28 protein-coding genes are annotated in these 23,378 nt (G+C 71.5%); 18 read left to right on the forward strand and 10 right to left on the reverse strand.

The genetic code is table 11. The features are described 5' to 3' along the window. Positions 1 to 47 precede the first annotated feature (47 nt). Positions 48 to 497: a DUF3093 domain-containing protein gene (locus ACFPIJ_RS01830; RefSeq protein ID WP_380112784.1), complete on the forward strand. Its 450-nt coding sequence runs from the start codon at positions 48 to 50 to the stop codon at positions 495 to 497. Here ACFPIJ_RS01830 and ACFPIJ_RS01835 read toward each other — a convergent pair. Beyond that, the gene (locus tag ACFPIJ_RS01835; RefSeq protein ID WP_380112785.1) at positions 484 to 1,314 is read right to left on the reverse strand and encodes a hypothetical protein; all 831 of its coding nucleotides are present in this window, start codon (positions 1,312 to 1,314) and stop codon (positions 484 to 486) included. The two genes, ACFPIJ_RS01830 and ACFPIJ_RS01835, sit on opposite strands and share 14 nt — an antisense overlap. A 73-nt stretch (positions 1,315 to 1,387) precedes the next feature. Continuing rightward, the gene (locus ACFPIJ_RS01840; protein WP_203846057.1) at positions 1,388 to 1,684 is read right to left on the reverse strand and encodes a DUF4193 domain-containing protein; all 297 of its coding nucleotides are present in this window, start codon (positions 1,682 to 1,684) and stop codon (positions 1,388 to 1,390) included. Between the two features lie 359 nt (positions 1,685 to 2,043). Here ACFPIJ_RS01840 and ACFPIJ_RS01845 point away from each other — a divergent pair, with 359 nt between their 5' ends. Beyond that, entirely contained in the window at positions 2,044 to 2,580 is a 537-nt protein-coding gene (locus ACFPIJ_RS01845; protein ID WP_380112786.1) for a LytR C-terminal domain-containing protein, read from the forward strand. 6 nt (positions 2,581 to 2,586) lie between these two features. Here ACFPIJ_RS01845 and ACFPIJ_RS01850 read toward each other — a convergent pair whose 3' ends face one another. Next, positions 2,587 to 3,387 carry an inositol monophosphatase family protein gene (locus ACFPIJ_RS01850; RefSeq protein ID WP_380112787.1) on the reverse strand — a complete coding sequence of 267 codons (801 nt, stop codon included), beginning with the start codon at positions 3,385 to 3,387 and terminating at the stop codon, positions 2,587 to 2,589. 262 nt (positions 3,388 to 3,649) lie between these two features. On the opposite strand from ACFPIJ_RS01850, the gene ACFPIJ_RS01855 reads away from it, so the two are divergent. Both ACFPIJ_RS01855 and ACFPIJ_RS01860 read left to right on the forward strand, forming a co-directional pair. Then, complete coding sequence (locus ACFPIJ_RS01855) at positions 3,650 to 5,305, forward strand: RNA polymerase sigma factor (RefSeq protein ID WP_380112788.1); 1,656 nt, start codon at positions 3,650 to 3,652, stop codon at positions 5,303 to 5,305. 295 nt (positions 5,306 to 5,600) lie between these two features. After that, on the forward strand, positions 5,601 to 5,834 hold the full coding sequence (locus ACFPIJ_RS01860; protein ID WP_380112789.1) for a DUF7455 domain-containing protein: 234 nt from the start codon (positions 5,601 to 5,603) through the stop codon (positions 5,832 to 5,834). A gap of 767 nt (positions 5,835 to 6,601) precedes the next feature. Here the strand turns inward: ACFPIJ_RS01860 and ACFPIJ_RS01865 are convergent. Both ACFPIJ_RS01865 and ACFPIJ_RS01870 read right to left on the reverse strand, forming a co-directional pair. Beyond that, positions 6,602 to 8,314: a DEAD/DEAH box helicase gene (locus tag ACFPIJ_RS01865; protein ID WP_380112790.1), complete on the reverse strand. Its 1,713-nt coding sequence runs from the start codon at positions 8,312 to 8,314 to the stop codon at positions 6,602 to 6,604. 137 nt (positions 8,315 to 8,451) lie between these two features. Next, positions 8,452 to 8,733: a DUF3039 domain-containing protein gene (locus ACFPIJ_RS01870; RefSeq protein WP_203846063.1), complete on the reverse strand. Its 282-nt coding sequence runs from the start codon at positions 8,731 to 8,733 to the stop codon at positions 8,452 to 8,454. Positions 8,734 to 8,796: 63 nt separating this feature from the next. Here ACFPIJ_RS01870 and ACFPIJ_RS01875 point away from each other — a divergent pair, with 63 nt between their 5' ends. Both ACFPIJ_RS01875 and ACFPIJ_RS01880 read left to right on the forward strand, forming a co-directional pair. Further along, a complete protein-coding gene (locus ACFPIJ_RS01875) occupies positions 8,797 to 9,705 on the forward strand; it encodes a pseudouridine-5'-phosphate glycosidase (RefSeq protein WP_380112791.1) in 909 nt (302 codons plus the stop codon). Continuing rightward, a complete protein-coding gene (locus ACFPIJ_RS01880) occupies positions 9,702 to 10,595 on the forward strand; it encodes a carbohydrate kinase family protein (protein ID WP_380112792.1) in 894 nt (297 codons plus the stop codon). The genes ACFPIJ_RS01875 and ACFPIJ_RS01880 overlap by 4 nt, the downstream gene beginning before the upstream one ends. On the opposite strand, the gene ACFPIJ_RS01885 is transcribed toward ACFPIJ_RS01880, so the two are convergent. Genes ACFPIJ_RS01885 through ACFPIJ_RS01900 form a run of 4 tightly spaced genes read right to left on the reverse strand, consistent with a single transcriptional unit; the run spans position 10,582 to position 12,721 of the window. Beyond that, positions 10,582 to 10,938, reverse strand: coding sequence for a DUF3099 domain-containing protein (locus tag ACFPIJ_RS01885; protein WP_380112793.1), 357 nt, complete (start codon positions 10,936 to 10,938; stop codon positions 10,582 to 10,584). The genes ACFPIJ_RS01880 and ACFPIJ_RS01885 overlap by 14 nt on opposite strands. Before the next feature lie 28 nt (positions 10,939 to 10,966). Further along, the gene (gene mscL, locus ACFPIJ_RS01890) at positions 10,967 to 11,416 is read right to left on the reverse strand and encodes a large conductance mechanosensitive channel protein MscL (protein ID WP_380112795.1); all 450 of its coding nucleotides are present in this window, start codon (positions 11,414 to 11,416) and stop codon (positions 10,967 to 10,969) included. A gap of 9 nt (positions 11,417 to 11,425) precedes the next feature. Then, positions 11,426 to 12,139, reverse strand: a complete 714-nt coding sequence (locus ACFPIJ_RS01895) for a HEAT repeat domain-containing protein (RefSeq protein ID WP_380112796.1) — start codon at positions 12,137 to 12,139, stop codon at positions 11,426 to 11,428. Positions 12,140 to 12,145: 6 nt separating this feature from the next. Beyond that, positions 12,146 to 12,721 (reverse strand): HhH-GPD-type base excision DNA repair protein, encoded by a 576-nt coding sequence (locus ACFPIJ_RS01900; protein ID WP_380112797.1) that lies wholly within the window; start codon positions 12,719 to 12,721, stop codon positions 12,146 to 12,148. 308 nt (positions 12,722 to 13,029) lie between these two features. Between ACFPIJ_RS01900 and ACFPIJ_RS01905 the strand changes: the two genes are divergently transcribed. The 6 genes from ACFPIJ_RS01905 (at position 13,030) to ACFPIJ_RS01930 (ending at position 18,220) form a co-directional block, all read left to right on the forward strand. Beyond that, positions 13,030 to 13,725, forward strand: coding sequence for a DUF998 domain-containing protein (locus tag ACFPIJ_RS01905; protein WP_380112798.1), 696 nt, complete (start codon positions 13,030 to 13,032; stop codon positions 13,723 to 13,725). A 440-nt stretch (positions 13,726 to 14,165) separates the two neighbouring features. Further along, a complete protein-coding gene (locus tag ACFPIJ_RS01910) occupies positions 14,166 to 14,507 on the forward strand; it encodes a YciI family protein (protein ID WP_380112799.1) in 342 nt (113 codons plus the stop codon). Positions 14,508 to 14,530: 23 nt separating this feature from the next. Further along, a complete protein-coding gene (locus ACFPIJ_RS01915; protein WP_380113057.1) occupies positions 14,531 to 15,724 on the forward strand; it encodes an RNA polymerase sigma factor in 1,194 nt (397 codons plus the stop codon). A 71-nt stretch (positions 15,725 to 15,795) separates the two neighbouring features. Then, positions 15,796 to 16,074 (forward strand): hypothetical protein, encoded by a 279-nt coding sequence (locus tag ACFPIJ_RS01920; RefSeq protein WP_380112800.1) that lies wholly within the window; start codon positions 15,796 to 15,798, stop codon positions 16,072 to 16,074. Then, positions 16,071 to 16,421, forward strand: a complete 351-nt coding sequence (locus ACFPIJ_RS01925; RefSeq protein WP_380112801.1) for a type II toxin-antitoxin system PemK/MazF family toxin — start codon at positions 16,071 to 16,073, stop codon at positions 16,419 to 16,421. The genes ACFPIJ_RS01920 and ACFPIJ_RS01925 overlap by 4 nt, the downstream gene beginning before the upstream one ends. 212 nt (positions 16,422 to 16,633) lie before the next feature. After that, positions 16,634 to 18,220, forward strand: coding sequence for a glycosyltransferase 87 family protein (locus ACFPIJ_RS01930; RefSeq protein ID WP_380112802.1), 1,587 nt, complete (start codon positions 16,634 to 16,636; stop codon positions 18,218 to 18,220). Here the strand turns inward: ACFPIJ_RS01930 and ACFPIJ_RS01935 are convergent. Further along, on the reverse strand, positions 18,204 to 18,635 hold the full coding sequence (locus tag ACFPIJ_RS01935; protein WP_380112803.1) for an SRPBCC domain-containing protein: 432 nt from the start codon (positions 18,633 to 18,635) through the stop codon (positions 18,204 to 18,206). The two genes, ACFPIJ_RS01930 and ACFPIJ_RS01935, sit on opposite strands and share 17 nt — an antisense overlap. A gap of 96 nt (positions 18,636 to 18,731) precedes the next feature. Here ACFPIJ_RS01935 and ACFPIJ_RS01940 point away from each other — a divergent pair, with 96 nt between their 5' ends. The 6 genes from ACFPIJ_RS01940 (at position 18,732) to sigB (ending at position 23,105) form a co-directional block, all read left to right on the forward strand. Then, positions 18,732 to 19,193, forward strand: coding sequence for a heme-degrading domain-containing protein (locus ACFPIJ_RS01940; RefSeq protein WP_380112804.1), 462 nt, complete (start codon positions 18,732 to 18,734; stop codon positions 19,191 to 19,193). Positions 19,194 to 19,233: 40 nt separating this feature from the next. Beyond that, a complete protein-coding gene (locus ACFPIJ_RS01945; RefSeq protein WP_380112805.1) occupies positions 19,234 to 19,689 on the forward strand; it encodes a hypothetical protein in 456 nt (151 codons plus the stop codon). A gap of 51 nt (positions 19,690 to 19,740) precedes the next feature. Beyond that, entirely contained in the window at positions 19,741 to 20,082 is a 342-nt protein-coding gene (locus ACFPIJ_RS01950) for a hypothetical protein (RefSeq protein WP_380112806.1), read from the forward strand. Positions 20,083 to 20,099: 17 nt separating this feature from the next. Further along, the gene (locus tag ACFPIJ_RS01955) at positions 20,100 to 21,563 is read left to right on the forward strand and encodes a DUF7782 domain-containing protein (protein ID WP_380112807.1); all 1,464 of its coding nucleotides are present in this window, start codon (positions 20,100 to 20,102) and stop codon (positions 21,561 to 21,563) included. Next, positions 21,560 to 21,982, forward strand: coding sequence for a D-aminoacyl-tRNA deacylase (dtd, locus tag ACFPIJ_RS01960; protein WP_380112808.1), 423 nt, complete (start codon positions 21,560 to 21,562; stop codon positions 21,980 to 21,982). Before ACFPIJ_RS01955 ends, dtd begins: the two co-directional genes overlap by 4 nt. Before the next feature lie 118 nt (positions 21,983 to 22,100). Beyond that, positions 22,101 to 23,105, forward strand: coding sequence for an RNA polymerase sigma factor SigB (gene sigB / locus ACFPIJ_RS01965; protein ID WP_275423351.1), 1,005 nt, complete (start codon positions 22,101 to 22,103; stop codon positions 23,103 to 23,105). Positions 23,106 to 23,378 lie beyond the last annotated feature (273 nt).

Here is a 23,378-nt window from a genome sequence, read left to right on the forward strand (position 1 = left end):
CCATCCTGCCGGGTGCCCGTAGGCGCCGGACACGTACCCTCGCACACGTGGCACAGCCGACCTCGTACCGTGAGCGCCTCACCGTCGCCTGGTGGCTCTGGCTGCCCGCGGCGGCGATTGCCGGACTCCTCGCCGCCGAGGTCAGGCTCGGCGCGCCCGGCCTGGCGACCTGGATCCCCTACCTGGTGCTGCTGCCCCTGGCCACCGTCGGGCTGTGGTGGCTGGGACGCATCCGCGTCGAGGTGTCCAACGGCGAGCTACGGGTCGACGACGCGCACATCCCGCTGCGATACGTCGGTGAGGTGACGGCGCTGTCCGCCGCGGACAAGCGCGACCTGCTCGGGCCGTACGCGGATCCGGAGGCGTTCGTCATCCAGCGGCCGTGGATCACCGGTGCGGTCCGCATCGACGTGGCCGACGACGCCGACCCCACGCCGTACTGGCTGATCAGCACCCGGCACCCGGAGCGGCTCGCGGCGGCGCTCAGCTCTCGATGATCTTCCGGCCGGGCTGCAGTTCCTTGCGGATCTCGGCGCCGAGCGCCATCGTGGCCCGGCGGTTGAGGAACCCACCGACGGCGGCACCGGTCAGGAACGGCCCCAGCGTGCTCAGGTTGCGCCCGAACCGCCTGAGCAGCCGGTCCCGCAGCTCCTTGCGCATCGCGGTGCCCATGGCGGCGGCGACGCTGCCACCGACCCGCAGCGGGTTGATCCCGCGGCGCTCGGCCCACGCCTGGATCAGGGCCGCGGCACGCTGGGTGCCGGTGCCCTCCACCGGGCGACCGTAGACGGCGTGCAACTCGCCGATCAGCTTCATCTCCACCGCGACCACGGCGACCGTCTCGGCGGCCAGCAGGACCGGGGCGGACAGCAGGCTCGGGGTCACGGCCCACTCGACGGCGGCGACACCGCCGCCCGCGGCGCCGATGCCCGCGGTGACCCGGGCCGCGTTGCGGACGAGCCGCTCCGCGAGCGCGTCGCCCTCGAGGCCGCCGTGATGCTGGATCAGCGTGTCGAGATCACGCACCGGGATGTGCGGTGCGACGCTCGTCACGGAATCGGTGACCCAGTTGAGCGCCTTTTTGGGCCGGAACAGGTCCTTGACGCCCCGCTGGCGGATCTCCAGGCGCACCAGGCGGCCGAGCAGGCGCCGGCGTTCCTTCTGCTCGACGCCCTCGTCGGTCAGCGCCGCCACCGCGGAGGACAGCTCAGCCCCGCCCACGGCATCGGCGTCCTCCCCGCCGGTGCGTTCGGCACCGGCGTATTCGGCACCGGTCACGGGCTGGTTCTCGGCGAGCTCGTCGGGCTGGGCCATCGTCTACCTCCGAGGGTGTGAAACGGTGCCGCCTAAGACTCAAGCACGCCTGTGCCCGATCCGCGTGATCAACTCACACGCACTCCCGGCAGATCAGCTCCCCGTTGCGCTCGGCAGCAAGCTGGCTGCGGTGGTGCACCAGGAAGCAGCGCGAGCAACGGAACTCGTCGGCCTGCATCGGCAGGACCTTGACCGTCATGTCCTCGTCGGCGAGGTCCGCGCCGGGGAGCTCGAAGGTCTCGCCCAGATCGGTCTCGTCGACGTCGACGATCGCCGATTGCGCATCGGTCCTGCGGGACTTCAGCTCCTCGAGGCTGTCCTCCCCGAGGTCGACCTCGTCGCGACGCGGCGCGTCGTAGTCGGTGGCCATCGGTGTTCACACTCCCAATTCATTCGCCCGTAGGTGTCGCGCCCGGTGTAACGTCCAACGGGCGGCGTACCTTACCGCTCTCGTGCGTTTGTTGTACGCCCACTCGCGGAAACTTGTTCCCAATGTGACCCAGGCGACACAACACCGTCCGGGCAATCCGGCCCGCCCGGGGCGCGGCGGATGCGACCTTACCGCCACACGGCCATTTCCGTGGGGAGTCGAACCGCAACGGCGAGTAGGAACTTTGCGGTATCCCCGGTGGGGACTTCAACATGGATCCTCGACAGGCGCTAACCTTCCCGGCAGCCAGAGCGTCTATCTGGTGACGGAGTCGCTTTGGGGCGGGGAGAACCACTGCCATGAGTTTTGCGCGGGTGAGGGCGCTGGCCCTGGTTGGGCTGCTTGTTGTCACCGCGGCGGTGTTCGTGACCATCGCCTTGATCAAGGACCGCCAGACCGGTCCCGTGAAGGCCAATGAGTGCGCTCAGGACGCTGTGATCGTCAACGACACGTTGCCTGAGGAGAAGCAGGTCAACCTCAACGTGTTCAACGCGACCAGCAAACCCGGCCTGGCCGGCGAGATCAGCAACGACTTCGCCAGCCGCGGGTTCAAGTCCACGGTGCAGAACGCCGCACCCAACCCGCCGGTGAAGAAGCCCGAGACGAAGGTCGCGGTCATCCGGTTCGGGCCGAAGGCCGTCGGCGCCGCATGGCTGGTGCGGGCGTACTTCCTGAACAAGTCCGAGGACGAGTTCGACAAGAACCGCCAGGACGACAAGGTGGACGTCATCCTGGGCGCCAAGTTCCAGCAGTTGCCGACGGTGACCGAGGTCAAGCAGTCGATCGGCGCCCTGGGCAACCCCGAGCTGCCCGAGGGCACCTGCGCCGAGGCCTAGGCCCCCTCAGGGGCCCTTGTCCGCGTCCAGTTCGACCAGGCGGTCGTGCAGGCCCTTGTGCAGGGCCGGCGGGGCCGCCACCACCATGTCCGGGCCCGGCGCGGCACCGGACAGGCCGGTCACCAGCAGGCCCGCCTCCGCCGCGACCAGGCCACCGGCGGCATGGTCCCAGGCGTTGAGGCCCTTCTCGTAGTACGCGTCCAGGCTGCCCTCGGCGGCCAGGCACAGGTCGATCGCCGCGGCGCCGAGGCGGCGCACGTCACGGATCTCGCCGATCAGACCGGCCAGCACGGCGGCCTGGTGCAGGCGGCGGTCGGCGGCGTACCCGAAGCCGGTGCCGACCAGTGCCTGGCGCAGGTCGGTCTGACCGGAGCCCGACAGCCGCCGCCCGTCGGCGAACGCCCCGCCGCCGAGCACCGCCGTCCACTCCTTGCCGGTCGCGGCGTTGATGACCACTCCGGCGACCACCGTGCCGTCGACCTCGGCGGCCAGGGACACGGCATACTGCGGCAGGTCGTACAGATAGTTCACCGTGCCGTCGATCGGGTCGAGGATCCAGCGGACCTCCTGCCCCCCGCCCGCTTCGGTGCCGAACTCCTCCCCCAGCACCGAGTCACCGGGCCGCGCGGCCCGGATCGCCTCGCGGACCTGCCGCTCGACCGCCCGGTCCGCGGCCGTGACCACGTCGGTGAGCGTCGACTTCGTCGCCACGGGGTCGACGCCGGCGGTCCGCATGGCCCGCGCGAGCGCCGCCGCCTCCCGGGCGATGGACACCGCGAGACCCAGCAGTTCGTGTTCCCGATCCATGCAACCATCCTGTCAGGACCGGGTTTTCCCCATCCGTTCGGTCACAACGTGGGGTCTGGATCGCGGGTCGGGCCCACAAGGCGGGATGTTGGGGCGAGAGAGCGTTACAATTCACGCGCTGCCCGCTGTCGCTCGTGAATCCGCCCCGGACGCACGGCACACGGGCGCCACCAAAAGCACCCAGGCCCACTCAGCACGGCCGCGCCGTGCGCGACTTCGGCCGCACCGGCCGTCGCTCGCTCATCGCACCGGAAGGTCGTTCGTGACAGCAGCTCACCAGCCCAGCGTCGACGTACGCTCGCTCGCCGACTCGCTGATCGCGCGTGCGGCCGCCAATGGCGGCCACCTCACGTCGGCGGAGGTCGCGCAGGCGGTCGACACCGCAGATGTGACCCCCGCACACGCCAAGAAGCTGCTCAGGAGTCTCACCGAGGCGGGCGTCACCATCGTCGTCGACGACTCCGCCAACGGGCGGCGCCGGGTCGCGGCGGCACGTTCCGCGACCCCCGCGTCCAAGGCGGCCACCGCCAAGGCCGCACCGGCGCGTAAGGCGCCGGCCGCCAAGCCGCTGACAGCCGTCGAGTCCGCATCGGATTCGGGGGTGGAGAGGGCGCCCGTGAAGAAGGCACCGACACCAGCAGCTCCCGCCAAGAAGGCCGCCCCGGCTGCCGCCGCTGCCGCGGCCGCTCCGGTGAAGGCCGCGCCCGCGAAGAAGGCCGCCGGTCCGGCGAAGAAGGCCGCCGGCCCCGTGAAGAAGGCCCCCGGCGACGCCACCGACCCGGCCGCCCCGAAGGCCGCCGGCGACGAGCCGGAGCTCGAGGAGATCGACGACGCCGCGCTCGTGGCCGAGATCGAGGACGTCGTCGCCGAGGAGCCGGTCGAGGTCGTCAAGGCCGTCGAGGCCGACGCCGAGGCCACCGCGACCGACGACGACTTCGCGTGGGACGACGAGGAGTCCGAGGCGCTCAAGCAGGCCCGCCGCGACGCGGAGCTGACGGCGTCCGCCGACTCGGTGCGCGCCTACCTCAAGCAGATCGGCAAGGTCCCCCTGCTCAACGCCGAGCAGGAGGTCGAGCTGGCCAAGCGGATCGAGGCCGGGCTCTACGCGGCCGAGCGGCTGCGGGCCGCCGAGGACGCCGGCGAGCCGATGGTCATGCCGGCCAGCCGCGACTTCATGTGGATCTCCCGTGACGGCGAGCGCGCCAAGAACCACCTGCTGGAGGCCAACCTCCGGCTCGTGGTGTCACTTGCTAAGCGATACACGGGCCGTGGCATGGCGTTCCTGGACCTCATCCAGGAGGGCAACCTCGGTCTCATCCGCGCCGTCGAGAAGTTCGACTACACCAAGGGCTACAAGTTCTCCACGTATGCCACCTGGTGGATCCGGCAGGCCATCACCCGCGCCATGGCCGACCAGGCCCGCACCATCCGCATCCCGGTGCACATGGTCGAAGTGATCAACAAGCTCGGCCGCATCCAGCGCGAGCTGCTCCAGGACCTGGGCCGCGAGCCCACCCCGGAGGAGCTGGCCAAGGAGATGGACATCACGCCGGAGAAGGTGCTGGAGATCCAGCAGTATGCGCGTGAGCCCATCTCGCTCGACCAGACCATCGGCGACGAGGGCGACAGCCAGCTCGGTGACTTCATCGAGGACTCCGAGGCGGTCGTCGCGGTCGACGCGGTGTCGTTCTCGCTCCTGCAGGACCAGCTCCAGCAGGTCCTGCAGACGCTCTCCGAGCGCGAGGCGGGTGTCGTGCGGCTGCGGTTCGGCCTCACCGACGGCCAGCCGCGCACGCTCGACGAGATCGGCCAGGTCTACGGCGTGACCCGCGAGCGGATTCGCCAGATCGAGTCGAAGACGATGTCGAAGCTGCGCCACCCGTCGCGTTCGCAGGTCCTGCGCGACTACCTCGACTGATCCTCATATTCCGCTCTGCGCGAACCCGGGCTGTCCCTTTTGGGCCAGCCCGGGTGTGTTTCCGGTCACGGAGGGCATGAGTGAGGGGTGCCGCCGCCCCAACCCACTTGTGATCGCCGCCGAGGCGCGATAGGAAGCACGTAGCGGGTGTTGCGTATCAGAGCCAGCACCGCACGACGGAAATGTGACATCGGTCCCGCACTTCAGGTGGGAACGATGTCAGGCACCACGGTGTTGGACCATCTGTGAACGACGCAAGGAAGCGTTCGTCGGTGACGATCAGAGGAGGAAGGCGATGAACCCGACCCTCACGCCGCCGCCGGAGACGGCAGCGCCCCTAGCCGCCGAGGAACGGTGCGACCGCTGCAGCGCGGCAGGCAAACTACGAGTTCGGCTCGCCGAAGGCGGCGACCTGATCTTCTGTGGACATCACGCAAACAAGTACGCTGACCACCTGGCCAAGATCGCGGTGGAGGTAGCAGTCGCCCCGGACTTCACGTGGCGAGGCACCGAGATCACGACCAGCTGACCAATACCCGTGCCCGTAGGGCGTCCCGGCTATCGGGGCGTCCTACGGCCGTTTCCAGGCCCTGAGCGCGACTCTTCTCGTCACCTCGCCCGGGCCGCCTTCACCTCGGCCAGGCCGCCTTCACCTCGGCCAGGCCGCCTTCACCTCGGCCAGGCCGCCTTCACCTCGGCCAGGCCGCCACACCCACGACTTACCCGGCTGGGCCGCCGCGCCCCACGCAACGCCAGCCAGGCCGCGGCACCACACGCAAATGCCGCCCAGGCTGCCGCACCCCGCTAAGCCGGCCAGGCTTCAGCACCCCACGCAACGCCAGCGAGGCCGCACCTCGCCAAGCCGGCTTGGCTGCCGCACCCCCGCCAAGCTGCCGCATTCCTCCGCACAGCACCGGTCGGGTTGCCACCCTCGGCACAACATCCGTGATCAAAGTCGCGAGCTGGTCGCCCGAGCAGCCGCAAGACGACTTCGATCCCGGATGCAAGATCGTCCACCCGGCCAGGACCCGCCGAGCGACACCGAACGACGGCGAAACGCCGACCAGCCCGCGCAAACCCGACCACGGACCGGACGCGACCGACCACGGACCGAACGCGACTCCGGACCCGACGCGGACCGAGCACGGACCCGCCCCAAATGCCCGCTTCGCACCGCACGCATGGTCACCGGCGCAGAACATCCGGCACCTGCGTCACCGGCCGGAGTGCTCACTCACCACGCCACCGTGATGAGCCGGGGCAACGATCGAGAAAAAGCGGACCGGGCGGGGACCGTCACATCGTCTGGATGGTGGCGATCCGCTCCTCGAGCTGCTCGATCGTCGCCTGCGCGCTCGGCGGGCCGCCGCACAGCCGCCGCAGCTCCGCGTGGATCTTGCCGTGGGGCAGGTTCGTCCGGTGGTGGTGTGCTGCTACCAGGGTGTTCAGCTGGCGTCGCAGGACGATGCGGCGCTCCCCTGCCGTCTTGGGCTGCTCCGGGGCAAGGGTCGCGGCGGCGGCCGGCGCCCGGCGTTTCTCGGCCGCGACCTGCTCCGCCTGGCGCTTGGAGAGCAGCGCGGACACCTGGTCGGCGGTGAGGAGGCCGGGCAGGCCCAGGTACTCCTCCTCCTCGGGCGTGCCCGTCTGCGCCGGCAGGCCGAACGTCGCGCCGTCGAAGATGACCTGGTCCAGCTCGGCGGTCGCGGAGAGCGCCTCGAAGCCCTTGAGCAGCTCGTCGCCGGCCTTCTCCTCGCGTTGCGCCCGCTCCAGGAGGTCGTCCTCGAAGCCCTCCTTCGTCTTCGGCGCGCCGAGGACGTGGTTGCGCTGGGCCTCCAGCTCGGCGGCGAGCTCCAGCAGGTGCGGCACGCTCGGCACGAAGACGGTGGCGGTCTCGTTGGTGCCGCGGGCCCGCACGAACCGGCCGATCGCCTGGGCGAAGAAGAGGGGGGTGGAGGCGCTGGTGGCGTACACGCCGACGGCCAGGCGCGGGATGTCGACGCCCTCGGACACCATGCGGACGGCGACCATCCAGCGGTCGTTGGACGCGGAGAAGGTGGCGATGCGGCCCGAGGAGCCCTGGTCGTCGGACAGGACGACGACGGCCTTCTCGCCGGTGATGTCGCTGAGGACCTTCGCATACGCCCTGGCCGCGGTCTGGTCGCTGGCGATGACGAGACCGCCGGCGTCGGGCATGCCGCCGGAGCGCAGGACCTGCAGGCGGGCGTCGGCGGCGCGCAGGACCTGCTGCATCCAGTCGCCGGTCGGGTCCAGCGCGGTGCGCCAGGCCTGCGAGATGAGGTCCTGGGTCATCGGCTCGCCGAGGCGGGCGGCCAGTTCGTCGCCGGCGGAGGTGCGCCAGCGGGTCTCGCCGGAGTACGCGAGGAAGATGACCGGCCGCACGACGCCGTCGGCGAGGGCTTCGGCGTAGCCGTACGTGGTGTCGGAGCGGGACCGGGCCATGCCGTCGGCGCCGCGCTCGTACTGGACGAACGGGATGGGGTTGTCGTCGGACCGGAACGGGGTGCCGGTCAGCATCAGGCGCCGCACGGCGGGTTCGAACGCGGCCTTGACGCCGTCGCCCCAGGACTTCGAGTCGCCGGCATGATGGATCTCGTCGAGGACGACCAGGGTCTTTCTGGTGAGTGTTCGCCGCTTGTGTACGGCGGGAGCCACGCCGACCTGCGCATACGTCACTACCGTGCCGTGGAAGTCCGAGGCCGCGTGCACGTCGGCGTTGCGGAATCCGGGGTCGAGATCGATCCCGACCCGGGCGGCGGCGTCGGCCCACTGCTTCTTCAGGTGTTCGGTCGGCGTGACGACGGTGAGGTTGTCGATCGTGCCGTCGCCGAACAGCTCAAGGGCGATCCGCAGCGCGAACGTCGTCTTGCCGGCGCCGGGCGTGGCGACGGTGAGGAAATCCTCCCGTTTGCCGCGCAGATACTCCATCAGTGCCTTGCGCTGCCACACCCGGAGTGTCTGTCCTGACTGCACCACCGGACGCGGCGGCATGCGGCACCCCCCTGAGAAACCCACACGGAAACGCCTCCGGGTCGGTGGACCGCGAAGGCGTTGCTCAGCCTAGCGGGCGCGGGGCGGCAGAGCGCCGATCCGCGCCGAACGTCACTACGACAGCGGGACGGCGGCCGTCAGGACGGGTCGTCGTTCTGCACGACGTTCTCGTAGATGTCCTTGCAGACCGGACATACCGGGAACCGCTTCGGGTCGCGCGACGGGACCCACAGCTTGCCGCAGAGCGCCTGCACCGGCGTCCCCTCGATCATGGCCTGCATGATCTTGTCCTTCGGGGCGTAGTGCGAGAACTTCTCGTGGTCGCCGGCGTCGTACCGGTAGTCGGTCTGCTCTTCCGTGCGCTGGTCGGTGAGCGTCGAGCCGAAGCCGCTGCCGGGAGTCTCGGGAGTGGTTGTCACGGGTCCCAGTCTGCCAGGCCGACGGCCAGGATGCCGCACGGCGGCCGGGGTTATCGTTGCCAGGTGATCAACCATGCCATCCGCTTCGGTGCCGAGTTCACGGCCGCCCTGGCGTCCGGCGCGCCGGTCGTCGCGCTGGAGAGCACCATCATCTCGCACGGGCTGCCCCGGCCGTCGAACCTGACCGTCGCGAAGGAGATCGAGGCGACGGTCCGCGCCGCGGGTGCCGTCCCGGCGACGATCGGCATGATCGGCGGCGAGATCGTGGTGGGCCTGTCCGACGAGGAGATCCACCACCTGGCCGGCAGCGACGACGTGGTGAAGCTCTCCGTCCGCGACCTGGCCCCGGCCGCCGCGTCCCGCGCCGACGGCGCGACCACCGTGGCGGCGACCTCGGCGATCGCGGTCGCGGCCGGCATCGCCGTCTTCGCCACCGGCGGGCTCGGCGGGGTGCACCGCGGCGCCGGCACCACGTTCGACGAGTCGGCGGACCTCACGGCCCTGTCCCGGCTGCCGATCACCGTCGTGTGCGCCGGCGTGAAGTCGATCCTCGACGTCGGCGCCACCCTGGAGCGGCTGGAGACGCTGGGCGTCAGCGTCGTCGGGTACGGCACCCGCCGCTTCCCCGGGTTCTACCTCAGCGACGCGGGGTTCGACCTCGACTGGTCCGTCGACGACCCGGCAGCCGCTGCGGCGGTCGTGCGTGCGGCGCGCGCTCAGGGCGTACACAACGGCGCGCTGATCGTGGCAAACCCGCTGCCGGTGGACGAGCAGCTCGATCCGGCCCTGCACGACCGGGTCCTCGGCGAGGGGCTGGCCGGGCTGGAGCGGGACAACGTGTCCGGCAAGGACGTCACCCCCTATCTGCTGTCGCACTTCCACGCCGCGACCGAGGGCCGCAGCCTGGACGTCAACGTGCGGATCATCCTGCGCAACGCCGACCTGGCCGCACGCATCGCCGCCGCACTGTGACGGTGATCGTCGTCGGTGATGTGGTCACCGACATCGTGACGGTCCACGAGGGGCCGCTGGCGATCGGCTCCGACACCCTCGCGTCGGTCCGCGCCGGTGGCGGCGGGTCGGCGGCGAACACCGCGGCGTGGCTCGGCTCGGTCGGGCATCCGGTGACGTTCGCCGGGGTCGCGGGCGACGACGAGCCCGGCACGGCCCGCCTCGCCGAGCTGGTCGCGGCCGGTGTCACGACGACGGTCCGGCGGGTGCCGGGGGTGGCGACCGGCACGGTGGTGGTCCTCGCGTCCGACGCGGAGCGGACCATGTTCACCGACCGCGGCGCCAACCAGCTGCTCTCCCCCACCGACGTCGACCGCGCCCTCGACGCCACCCCGGACGGGCGGCACCTGCACCTGTCCGCGTATGTCCTGTTCGACCCGGACTGCGCGCCCGCCGGCCGGCACGCCCTGCTCGCCGCGCACGAGCGGGGCCTCACGACCAGCCTGGACGCGGCGTCGGCGGCACCGCTGGAGCGGCTCGGGCCGGCGTTTTGGTCATCGGTACCAAATGTGGATCTGCTGTTCGCAAATCTTGACGAGGCGAGGGTGCTCGCCGGCCCCACCGGCTCCGCGGCGGACCTGGCGGCGGCGCTGCTGGACCGGGCGGGCGCGGTCGTCGTCAAGTCGGGTGCCGGCGGAGCGACCTGGGCCGGCCCGGCCGAGCCGCCGGTGCACGTGCCGGCGGTGCCGGTCGCGCGGGTGGTCGACCCGACGGGCGCCGGTGACGCGTTCGCCGCGGGTTTCCTGGCGGCGTGGCTGTCCGGCGCCTCCCCGGCGGACGCGCTGTCCAACGGCGCCCGCCTCGGCGCCCTCGCGGTGGCGCAGGTCGGCGGACGCCCTAGAGGTCGATGACCTTCGGCTTGGCGTGCTCGCGGTCGGTCAGGGCGTGCGAGGGGTCCGGATGCGACTGCTCCTGCCTGCCCTTGAACTTGTTGCGGAACCGGTGCTCGGGTCGCGGCCCCTTGTCGTTGGCGAGCAGCACCGCCGCCCACGGCAGCACCAGCGCGCCAGCGAGCAGCAGGCTCAGCCACAGCCAGAGCAGCGGCACCTTTGCCGTCACCAGGACCGCCGCCACGATCACGCAGAGGCCACGCAGCAGCATCATCGCCACATAGCGCCGCTCGCGGGATCGAAGTTCCTCTTCGGGCGAGCGCTCGGCGGTGGTGATCAGCTGCGGTTTCGCTCTGCGTCCCATCACCACCGAGTCTGCCACGTTGCGTGGATCAGGTGTCCGACGGCTTCACCGGCGCCGAGTGCGCGCCGCCGCCCGGCTCGGTCGGCCGGTTGACCGTGCCCGTCGCCAGCAGGTCCCGGATCTCGGTCAGCAGCCGGATGTCCTCGGCCGGCGCGGTCGGCTCCGGCTCGATGCCCCGCTTGCGCCGCTCGGCGAGCTTGTTCATCGGCAGCACGACGAGGAAGTAGACGGTGGCCGCGGTGAGCAGGAACCCGATCACCGAGTTCAGGAACGCGGGCCAGGCCAGGTACTGCTGGCCGATCTTCAGCCCCTGGTTCTTGTCACCGACCCCGATGCCGCCGGTCAGCTTGATCAATGGTTGGAGGAAGCCGTCCGTGAACGACTTGACCACGTCGTTGAACGCGGCACCGATGACGACGGCGACGGCAAGCTCGATGACATTGCCGCGCGAGATGAAATCCTTGAAACCCTTCAGCACGTAGGCACCCTACGACCCCTGGTGTCCCCACGCACCTGACGCACGCTGATCGAGTGCCATGACTTCACGCGCCGCGGCGCCGACCTCCGCGTCGCCGTCCGCGGCGAGCCGCTCCAGCGCGGCCTCCCCACCCGGCCGCCGGCTCAGCGCCCACGCGGTCCAGTACCGCACCGCGTGGTCGGCGTCGCCCGCGGCGGCGACCAGCAGGCCGGTGGCCACCTCGTCGCGCCACGGATAGAGGCCCTGCACGGCGGCGCACCTGACGTCGGGGTCGGGATCATGGACACCGGCCGTCATCACGGCCCTGGCGCGAGGGTCGTCCGCACCGAAGATGGAGCTGAGCGCAGCCACCGCCGCGGCGCGCACCCGCGGATCCGGGTCGGACGCGGCGTCGACGGCCAGCGGGATCAGCTCGTCGCGCCGGCTCCAGTCGATGACGCTCAGCCCCCACACCCCGACCCGGCGCAGCCCCGGGTCGGGCGCCACGACGCACGCCAGCACCTGCGCCAGCGCCTCCTCAGGCCAGGCTTCGACGAGCTCGAGCACGGTGAGCTGCAGCGATTCGCCGTCGTCGTTGCGGTCGTCCACGCTCGCCCGCAGCAGGGCCGGCAGCGCCGCCGCACCGTAGGTCGTGGCCAGGACGTGCGCGACGGCGTCCCGTGCGGCGGTGTCGCCCGCCGCCACGTGCCGCGCAAGCTGCCGCTCCAGTTCCGCCCGATCCACGCCCGTTCAGGCCTTCGGCGCTTTCGCCGCCGCCTTCATCTGCTTCTTGTACTCGCGGACCTTGCCCAGCGACGCATCGTCGACGATGTCCGCGACGGACCGGTGGGAGCCGACCTCGCCGTATCCGCCCGCGGCCTCCCGCCAGCCGTCGGGCTGCACCCCGTACTGCTTGCCCAGCAACGCGACGAGGATCTGCGCCTTCTGCTTGCCGAACCCAGGCAGCGCCTGCACCCGCCGCAGCAGCTCCGCCCCCGACCCGGCCCCGGCCCACAGCGCCGCCGTGTCACCGTCATACCGGTCGACGATCACCAGGCACACCTCCTGCACCCGCGCCGCCATCGCCTTCGGAAACCGGTGCAACGCGGGCGGCGTAGCGAAGATCTCCACCAACGCGTCGGGGTCGAACTCGGCGATCTCCTGTGCCGTGGGCTCGTGCCCGAGCCGCTGCCCCAGCACCCACGGCGAGGAGAACGCCTTCTCGAGCGGGATCTGCTGGTCCAACGTCATCCCGATGAGCAGCGCGAGGGGGCTGCGGGTGAGGTACTCGTTCGCCTCGGCGGGAATCGGCAGCGTGATGGCCATGGCGACATCCTCCCGCACCGCTCCCGGCGGAGTCGACGAGGCCACACCGGCCGGACGAAACTGTTTGCGGCATCGGCGGCTGCGGCAATCGCGCGGTGGCAGCCTCCGCCGAAGAGCTCCTGGAGACCAACGACGCACAACTGCGCGCCCGGGTCCTCTCGGAGCAGTGTTCGAGTGGGAAGACCGTCACCAGCCCCGTGACCGCTGGACCCGCCATGTGACGTGGGTCACATCGGGCGCGATGTCGGATCCGGGGGCGGTCGTTCGAGGCAGTGGTGCAAGGCCACCCACGAGGAAGGACTCCAGTCATGACCACCACGACGATCCCCGCCACCGCCACCGCCACCGCCACCGCCGTCCCGGCGCACATCCGGGCCAACCGGGTCACCAGGTCGCTGCTCGGCTACGGCGTCCTCGCCGGCCCGTTCTACGTCACGGTCAGCCTCGCCCAGGCGCTGACCCGAGACGGCTTCGACCTGACCCGGCACGCCTGGAGCCTGCTGGCCAACGGCGAACACGGCTGGATCCAGATCACCAACTTCATCCTCACCGGCCTGATGGTGATCGCCGCCGCGGTCGGCCTGCACCGCGCCCGGCCCGCCAACCCGTGGGCGGGCCGCCTCACCGGCGTCTACGGCGCCGGCATGATCGCCGCCGGCATCCTGCGCGCCGACCCGGCGATGGGCTTCCCCACCGGCACCCCCGAAGGCCCCGGCACCGTCAGCTGGCACGGCCTCGGCCACCTCACCGCCGGCGGCATCGGGTTCCTGTGCATCATCGCCGCGTGCTTCGTCGTCGCCCGCCGCTTCGCCCGCGACGGCCGCACGGGCTGGGCGATGTACTCCCGGACCTCCGGCGCACTGTTCCTCGTCGGATTCGCCGGCATCGCCTCCGGCAACAGCGCACCGGCCCTGACCCTCGGCTTCGTCGCCGCCGTCATCGTCATCTGGACCTGGCTCGCCGCGGTCTCGATCGACCTGTACCGCGCCCTGCCCTGCCGCTGACAACACACCACGACGCGCCGGACCGGCTCGCCCGAGCCGGTCCCGCGACGCGTCACCACCAGGTGCCGCGCCGTCGCCGGGGCCCGCCTTGATCACCGCGTGACGAGCCCTGGATTCGCGAACCAGGCGGATTCATTCGAAGACTGATCTCGCCGTTGCGAAATTTCGTCTCTGCAGCTCGGCCACGGAAGGAAACCTCCGGGCGGTGGCCGGCGAAGCGGACCAGGTCGCCCGGCGGCACTCGACCGGATACCTGTCGACCGGCCAGACCGGCAGCACCTGCACGGTATCTTCTACCTGCTCGGCGGCGCCCAGACCGGCCGCGTTCCATGTGACGCCGCGCCGCGACCGGGCCGCCGGAAAATTCCTGACGCCGCCGTGTCCATCGGGGCCCGCGCCGTTCGTGGTCATGCCAGGCAACCGAGCAGAAGGAGCCGACCATGAAGTACATGCTGCTGATCAACAGCGCCGCTGACGACAGCGAGGCGTGCCCGGACACGTTCGAGGACTGGCAGGTCTACGACAAGGAGGTCAAGGCGGCCGGGATCTTCGTCACCGGGCAGTCCCTCGCGGACCTGGTGACCGCCACGACCGTGCGGGTCTCCCCCACCGGCGAGCGGACCGTGACCGACGGCGCGTTCGCCGAGACCCGCGAGGTGCTCGGCGGCTTCCTCGTCATCGACGTGCCGGATCTCGACGTCGCCCTCGACTGGGCCGCCAGGTGCCCCGGTGCCCGCGGCGGCGGTTCGGTCGTGGTGCGCCCGATCGCGGACTTCGGCTGAGGCCGGGGCCGATCGTGCAGGAGATCGAGGCCGTGTTCCGGGAGGAGCACGGCCGCCTCCTCGCCGCGCTCGCGCGCCGCTTCGGCGACCTCGACCTCGCCGAGGAGGTCGCGTCGGAGGCGATCGAGGCGGCGCTGGTGCGCTGGCCCCTCGACGGCGTGCCGCCCAACCCGGGCGGCTGGCTGATGACCACCGCCCGCCGCAAGGCGGTCGACCGGCTGCGGCGAGACCAGGCGTATGCGGCGAAGCTCGCCATCCTGCAGATCGACGCCGCCCGCCTCCCGGAGGCCTCGCCTCCCGAGCTGCCCGACGAGCGGCTCCAGCTCTTCTTCACCTGCGCCCATCCGGCCCTGGCGGCCGAGGACCGGGGCGCCCTCACCCTGCGGTGCCTCGCCGGGCTCAGCACCCCCGAGGTCGCCCGCGCGTTCCTGGTGCCGACGGCCACGATGGCCAAGCGCATCGTGCGAGCCAAGCAGAAGATCCGTGAGGCCCGGATCCCGTTCCGCGTGCCCGATCCACAGGAGCTGCCGACCCGCCTTCCCGGTGTGCTGCAGGTGCTCAACTCGATCTTCACGGAGGGGTACGCCGCACAACGCGACGACCTCGCCGCCGAAGCGATCCGGCTGACCCGGATCCTGCGCCGGCTGCTGCCCGCCGAGCGTGAGGTCACCGGCCTGCTCGCCCTGATGCTGCTGACCCACGCCCGCCGCGACGCCCGCTTCCGCGACGGCGAGATCCGCCTGCTCGACGAGCAGGACCGGGCCCGGTGGGACCGCCCGATGATCGAGGAGGGGCTCACGCTGGTCGTGGCGGCGCTGACCGACGGCGCGCCCGGCCCGTTCGGCGTGCAGGCCGCGATCGCCGCCCTGCACGACGAGGCCGCGGACGTGACGACGACCGACTGGCCGCAGGTGGTCGCCCTGTACGACGTCCTGCTCGCCCTGACCCCGTCCCCGGTCGTCGCCCTGAACCGCGCCGCGGCGGTCGCCATGCGCGACGGACCGGCGGCGGGCCTGGCGCTGCTCGACGAGCTGACCGAGGAGCCGAGGCTGCGCGGGTATCACCCGCTGCCGGCCGCCCGCGCGGACCTCCTCGCCCGCCTCGGCCGCACGGCGGAGGCCGCGACCGCCTACCAGGAGGCGATCGCCCTGGCCGGCACCGACCCCGAGCGTTCCCTGCTCCGCAGACGCCTGCGAGACCTCCCCAACCGAAGTTGACCAGGACCGATCCGATGCGTAGCATCTGGGGCCATGTAGCCCTACGCATGGGGAGCGCTATAGTGTTGACTATGGCAAAGACTACGGTCAGCGTGTCGACGGAAGCGAGGGACGCCTTCGCGGCCGTCGCCGCGAGTCGAAACATGACCATGTTCGCCCTCCTCGAGGAGACAGCGCGGCGCCTTACGCGCGAGGAGGACATGCGCCAGGCGACCCTCGACTACGAACGATTCGTCAGAGAGGACCCGGACGGCTTCGCGGAGTATCTCGCCGAAGGGCGGCTGTGGGACTCGACGTCCGGCGACGGCCTCGGCAACGCCCGGGCCGAGTTCCCGGAGTACAACCCGTGATCCGTCGCGGCGACGTGGTGGTTGCCGACCTGGACCCGGCCGTAGGACGTGAGCAGGGCGGGCGCCGACCGGTGCTCGTGCTCTCGCCCTCGGGCTACAACTCCTGGCCGATCGAGATGGCGGTCGTAGCACCGATCACCTCGACCAACCGCCGGCTCCGCCACCACATCCCCATCGGACGCGAGGCCGGGCTGCGCACCGAGCCGAGCTTCGTCATGCCCGAGTACGTCCGGGCGATCTCACGGCAGCGCCTCACCGGCCAGTCCCTCGGCGTCGCGCTCCCGGCCACGCTCGACGCGGTCGAGCGGTGGGTCTCGCAGTTCACGACAGAGACCTGGATCGGATAGCGCTGAGGTCGGGAACCGGACGGGTGCAGGACCGGTCGGCGTCGCGGGCCGTCGTTGCGGCGGCGTCCGAGGACGGCGGCGGCACACCACTCAAGCTGCGGATACCCGGCGGCGTCCGGGTTCGGGGGCGGTGCCGGGTCCACGGGCAACGGTTCGACGGCAGGTGCGGCCGACGGGGTTTCCGGCTTGATCGGGAGCCATAGCCTGGTGCGATGTTCGAGCGCAGAGTGGTGGCGGCGTGGGCCGCGTTCGGGGGGATCGCCGCGGTGTCGGCGGCGCTGGTGTTGCGGCGGCCTGACGCGCAGCGGCTGTCGGACCTGCACATCTACTACGGGGCGGCGAAGTTCGACGGGCCGCTCTACGACTACGTCGCCGAGAACGGCGGGCCGTTCACGTATCCGCCGTTCGCGATGGTGCTGTTCCGGCCGCTGAGCCTGCTGCCCGAGGCGACCCTCGGCCTGCTGTGGCTGGCGATGACGTGCGTCGCGGTGATCGCGATCGCCCGCACCGTGACCCGCCGCTCCGGCAGCCCGCTGGACCATCAGCCCGCGGACGCCCCGACCCCGTGGTTCCGCACGCCCGTCGGGGCCAGGGTGCTGGTCGCCGTGGTCGCGTCGGCGCTGCTGGTGTCGGCGCCGGTGCAGAGCAACCTGCGGTTCGGGCAGGTGAGCATCTTCATCGTGCTGCTGGCGCTGGTCGACGCGGGGCAGGTGATCCCGGCCCGGTTCCGCGGCATCCTCGTCGGGGTCGCCGCCGCCATCAAGCTCACCCCGTTGCTGTTCGTCGTGTACTTCCTGGTCGCGCGCCGGTACAAGGACGCCGCGCGGGCCGGGGCGGCGTTCGTCGCCTGTGCCGGGATCGCGGCGGTGTTCATGCCCGGCGCCAGCGTGCGGTACTGGGGCGGCACCATCTTCCAGACCTCCCGGATCGGCGATCTCGCCTCGCTGGGCAACCAGTCCGTGCACGGGATGCTGCTGCGGGTCGGGCTCGACCCCGGGACGCTGCCGGTCGTCTGGGCCGCGCTGATCGCCGCGATCTGCGGCGCCGCGCTGCTGCGGGCCCGGCAGCTGCACCTGCACGGCGAGCCGGTGCGGGCCGCGGTGCTCGTCGGCTGCGCCACGGTGGCGGCGTCGCCGGTGTCGTGGACGCATCACCAGGTGTGGACGGTGCTCGCGGCGATGCTGCTGGTCGCGGCCGAGGGCGCGTGGCGGCGGGTGGCCGGGGTGGCGCTGCTGGTCGTGATGACGGTGTCGCTGGGTGTCGCGCTGCGCGGGGTCGCGGTGTACCCCGGGTGGCAGTTCATGCTGGAGAACGCCCGGTCGCTGGGGCTCGTCGCGGTCTGCGTCGCCGGGTTCGGTGGGGTCGCCGCGGTGCAGTTCCGCACGGCCCGGTTCCGCGTCGCCCGCCGGGTCGCGGTCGGCTTGGCGGCCGGGCTCGCCGTCCTCGCGCTCACCCCGCTGCCGGCCGGCGCCGACCCGACGTTCAAGGCGTACTCCGCCGACGACCTCACCAACCCGCGCTACTTCTACTTCACCGGCACACCGGTGGCGGGGCAGCCGGTCACGTTCGCCATCCGGCGGGAGAAGACGAAGGTCAGGGTCAACGGCGTGGTGGGGGCCGAGGTGGCGCGGCTGCGCTACACCTCGGCGCCCGGCGGGGCGGCGCGCGGCATCCCGCTGCTGGAGGCCGAGCCGGGGGTGCGCACGTTCTCGTTCCGCAGCGCCAGCCTGGCCCACGGCCGCCTCGAGGCGCTCGACGCGGCCGGCCAGGTCACCGCGACGTTCACGAACCTGGCGTGAACCGATCGGCCTCGAGCACCGACTTGAGGCCGCTCAGGACCCGCGACCATGCCTCGTCGCGCTCCTCGTCCGGGTCGCGTTCCACGTCGTCGCACGTGAGCGCGACCCGGCACACGCCCGGCTCGACGACCGTGATCAGCCAGGTCAGCCAGCAGTGCACTTCTTGTTCGACGCCGATGCCGGTGTACAGGTTGTGCACCAGCAGCCTCCCCTCCTCGACGTGCACGATGTCGCCGTGCAGGACGTCGGGGACCGGTCCGGCCGCGGCCCGGTAGACGATCGGCGCGCCCGGGATCCACTGCGACTCGACCGCGAGGCCGAGGTAGAAGCGCCGGGTGAAGCCGGGGTCGGTGATCGCCCGCCACACCCGGGCCGGGTCGGCGGCGATGTACAGGCTGCACGTCGAAGTTCTCATACCCCGATCGTGCGGCGGGTGACTTGGGAGGCGCTTGCGCCCGGCTTGCGGCTCTGGTCGTACCCTGGCGAAAACGAAAATCAAAGGAGTCCCCGCGTGGAAGACCTGATCGCCGAGCTGGTGGCGCAGGAGGAGCGGCTGCGGTTCACGCGGTTCGACAACGACGACGCATGGACGCTGGGGTCGCTGCTGGTGCGGCTGGGCAAGGAGCGCGACCTGCCGATCACGATCGACATCCGCCGGCACGGCCATCAGCTGTTCCACGCCGCGCTGCCGGGCACCGCGCCCGACAACGACCGGTGGATCGAGCGCAAGATCCGGGTCGTGGAGCGGCTCAACGCGTCGTCGTTCCTGGTCGGCCGGCGGATGGCGGCGAAGGGCCAGGCGATGGACGCGGCCTACGGGGTGGACCCGGCCGACTTCGCCACGCACGGCGGCGCGTTCCCGATCCGGGTCGTGGACGTCGGCGTCGTCGGGGTCGTCACCGTGTCCGGGCTGCCGCAGGCCGACGACCACGCGCTCGTCGTCGAAGCCCTAGGGCTGTTCCTGCAGAGATAGAGGGTTGTCTCAGGCCTTGCGGGGGCTGAGGATTCCGCGTGTGATGAAGCGACTTCTCGGGTGCGTCGCCGCCACCGCGGCCCTCGCACTGACCGGCGGCCTGACCGGCTGCTCAGACGACGCGCCGGGCAACACCGGCGCCGCCGCGGCACCCACCACGCAGGAGTCCCTGCCGCCGCAGACCGGCCCGGCGCCGACGAAGCCGGGCGCGAGCCCGCAGGCGGGGTGCCCGGTCGACGCGGCGACCCTGGAGAAGGCGTTCGTGGCGAACCTCGAGGTGTCCAACGCGGTCGACATCGGCAAGGGCCTCGCCGACATCAGCTGCGCCGACAACTGGGCGACGGCGGTGACCCAGCCGGAGGCGATGGACAAGGCGACCGTGCTGTTCCAGTACGACACCACCAAGAAGCAGTGGCTGGCCCTCGCCGGCGGCACCGACGGCGTCTGCCGCTCGCAGGTGCCGGCCGACGTGGTCAAGAAACTCAAGAACTGCTAGTCGTGCCGCAGAGGGACTAACCAAAAGTCCCGTTTTATGGTCACATAGGTCATGGAGCGTGAAGTACTGCTCCGGCTCCTCGACGAGGCGCCGGGGGAAGCGTTCGTGGCCTGCAAGGACGCGATCCAGGCCGGCGCGGACTACGTCGTGTGGGACGACACCGTGCCGGCCGACCAACTGGCCCGCAGCTACTCGCGGCGGGCCCAGCACATGGCGAAGATCGGCACCCCGATGCTCGGCGGCGACGACGCGATCGCCGAGCTGCGGACCTCCGGGGACCGGCCGCTGCGCATCGGCGAGGCGAAGGTCGAGGACCCGCCGACGCATTTCCAGCTCTTCCTGACCGCCGACGCGACCCGCGTCGTGGCCTGTTTAGGGATCGACCAACGTTGACGTAGCAGGATGTCAGGGTGGACGCACTGCTCGACGCCGACGGTCTCGCCCGGCTCCGCGAGGCGCTGACCTCCGCCCGGTACACCTCCCAGGGCATCAAGGATCTGCTGGGTGAGCCTGCGACGGCCGCCCTGGCCCGCAACGATTTCCGCGCCGCGCTCAAGCGCACCGCCGAGCAGCCGGGCCGGCTGTCGACGCTGGTGCGGCTGTTCGTGTGCGGCCAGACGGAGTCCCTCTCCGCCGTTGCGGCGGCACTGTCTCCGCTTGGCCTAGAGGCTGCTTTGCCGCTTTTGTCGGCTGATGGAGACGGCGTGCGCGCCGCGGTCGAGCTGGAGCCGTACGGCGACTGGTGGGTCGTGGCAGACCTGTCCGCCGGCATGCGCCCCGGGCAACCCCTGCCCGGCGACCACGTGCTCGGCATCGGCGGCGCCTCCACCACCCTCGCCGCCGCCACCCTGCGCCACCCCGTGGCCACGGCGCTGGACCTCGGCACCGGCTGCGGCGTGCAGTCGCTGCACCTGTCGACGCACGCGGCCAAGGTCACCGCGACCGACCTGCTCCCCCGCGCGCTGCGGTTCGCCGCGACGACCGCCGCACTCAACGGCCTCGACTGGGAGCTGCTGCACGGCGACCTGACCGCACCCGTCGCGGGGCGGCGCTTCGACCTCGTCGTGAGCAACCCGCCGTTCGTGGCCGGGCCGGGGACGACCGAGCACACGTACCGCGACTCCGGCCGCCCCGGCGACGCGGTCTGCGCCGAGCTCGTGGCCGCCGCGCCGGGGCTGCTCACCGACGGCGGGCACATGCAGTTCCTGGCCAACTGGCTGCACGTGACCGGCGAGCAGTGGGAGGACCGGGTCGCGGACTGGCTGGCCGGCACCGGCCTCGACGCGTGGGTGATCCAGCGTGAGGTCTCCGACCCGGTCGCGTACGTCAACCTGTGGCTCTCCGACGCGGCCGAGGACCCTTTGAACATGTCGGCGATGGCCGCGGCCTGGCTGGACTGGTTCGACGCGCAGAAGGTCGACGCGGTCGGCTTCGGCCTGATCACCCTGCGCGCCGGCGGCCACGACGACCCGACGGTGCGCATCGAGGACCTGCGGCAGACGGTCGACGGGTCGTTCGGACCGCTGATCGGCGACTGGTTCGCCCGGCAGGACTTCCTGCGGCACGCCTCGCTGCTGGATGCCCGCTTCACCGCCGCTCCCGGTCTGCGCCTGCGGCAGGAGGCGACCCAGGGTCCCGACGGCTGGGAGGTCGGCCAGCAGGTCCTGAGCCTGCCCGACGGCCTGCGGTGGAACGAGGAGGTCGACCCGGTCGCCCTCACCCTCGTCGGCGCCAGCGACGGCACCGTGACCCTGCGCGATCAGGTCGACATCCTGGCCGCCGCGCACGAGGTGCCGGCCGCCGTGCTCGCCGACGTCGCCGTCCCGCTCGTCGCCCACCTCGTGGAGCGCGGCATCCTCCTGCCCGCCTCGTGAGAGCCCTCGTGCAGACGGTGAGCCGCGCGTCGGTCACCGTTGCCGACACCGTGGTCGGGTCGATCGGGTCCGGCCTGCTGGTCCTCGTCGGCGTCACCCACACGGACACGGTTGCGACGGCGCAGACACTTGCCCGCAAGGTGCACGAACTGCGCATCCTGCCCGGCGAGCAATCGGCCTTCGAGGTTGGTGCGCCGCTGCTCGTCGTCTCGCAGTTCACGTTGTACGGCGACGCGCGCAAGGGCCGCCGCCCCACCTGGATCGCCGCCGCCCGCCCCGAGGTCGCCGAACCGCTCATCGCCGCGTTTTGTCAGCACCTGCGAGACCGGGGCGCAGTGGTTGAAACCGGGCGGTTCCGGACCCACATGCTGGTCGAGAGCGTGAACGTCGGACCTCACACGGTGATGCTCGAAATCTGAGACTCACGGATTCGTGCCACGGCTCGGCCGCCTCACCGCCACTTCACGCCCGCTGGGCGAAGCTTCTTCCCGTAGGAATGATCGCGCCACTTGTCAAGGCACACGGGAGGCGAGCGAAGTGGCCCAGCCGCTGAGTGACACCACGGAGTTCAACGCAGTCGACGTCGATGCCGACGCTGACGAGCAGCACGAGCCGCAGATCGACAACACGGGCGTCTCAGCGGACCTCGTTCGCGCTTACCTCAACACCATCGGACGGACCAAGCTGCTCACCGCCGAGCAGGAGGTCGACCTCTCCAAGCGGATCGAGGCCGGGCTCTACGCGGAGGAGAAGCTCAGCACGGGCAACGTCCACCCCGCGTGGATGAACACCTACGAGGTCGTGGTCCGCGAGGGCCGCGCCGCGAAGGCCCACCTGCTGGAGGCCAACCTGCGCCTGGTGGTCAGCATCGCCAAGCGGTACACCGGCCGTGGCATGGCGTTCCTGGACCTCATCCAGGAGGGCAACCTCGGTCTCATCCGCGCCGTCGAGAAGTTCGACTACACCAAGGGCTACAAGTTCTCCACCTACGCGACCTGGTGGATCCGGCAGGCCATCACCCGCGCCATGGCCGACCAGGCCCGCACCATCCGCATCCCGGTGCACATGGTCGAGCAGGTCAACCGCATGGTCCGGGTCCGCCGCGACCTGTCGGCCACCCTCGGCCGCGAGCCGGTCGTGGCCGAGGTCGCCGCCGCCCTCGGCATCGAGGAGTACCAGGTCATCGAGCTGATCTCGTACGACCGCGAGCCGGTCAGCCTCGACCAGGCCGTCGGCGAGGACGGCGAGAGCGCCCTCGGCGACTTCGTCGCCCGCATCGACCCCCGCGAGGAGCCCGCCGACAGCGTGTCGCAGGGCATGCTGAAGTCCGAGGTCGAGATCGTGCTCTCCACGCTCTCCCAGCGCGAGCAGGCCGTGATCCGGCTCCGCTTCGGCCTCGACGACGGCCGGCAGCGCACCCTCGACGAGGTCGGCCGCGAGTTCGGGCTGTCGCGGGAGCGCATCCGCCAGATCGAGAAGGTGACCCTGCTCAAGCTGCGCCACCCCTCCCGCGCCAAGCGCCTCGAGGCCTACGCCAGCTGAGATTGCTGTCACCCGCCTGTCGCTGCGCGAAAGCTCGCTGCCCCACCGCTTCGCGGCGGGTTCCGCCGGGGGATTCTCACCCCGGACCCGCTGGTACCCGCCTGTGGCTTCGCCATAGGCTCACCGCCCCACCGCTTCGCGGCGGGTCCCGCCGGGGGATTCTCACCCCGGACCCGCTGTTACCCGCCTGTGGCTTCGCCATGGGCTCACCGCCCCACCGCTTCGCGGCGGGTCCCGCCGGGGGATTCTCACCCCGGACCCCCAATGCTCGCT

The sequence above is a fragment of the Dactylosporangium cerinum genome (genome assembly GCF_042653625.1).
Lineage (GTDB): Bacteria > Actinomycetota > Actinomycetes > Mycobacteriales > Micromonosporaceae > Dactylosporangium > Dactylosporangium cerinum.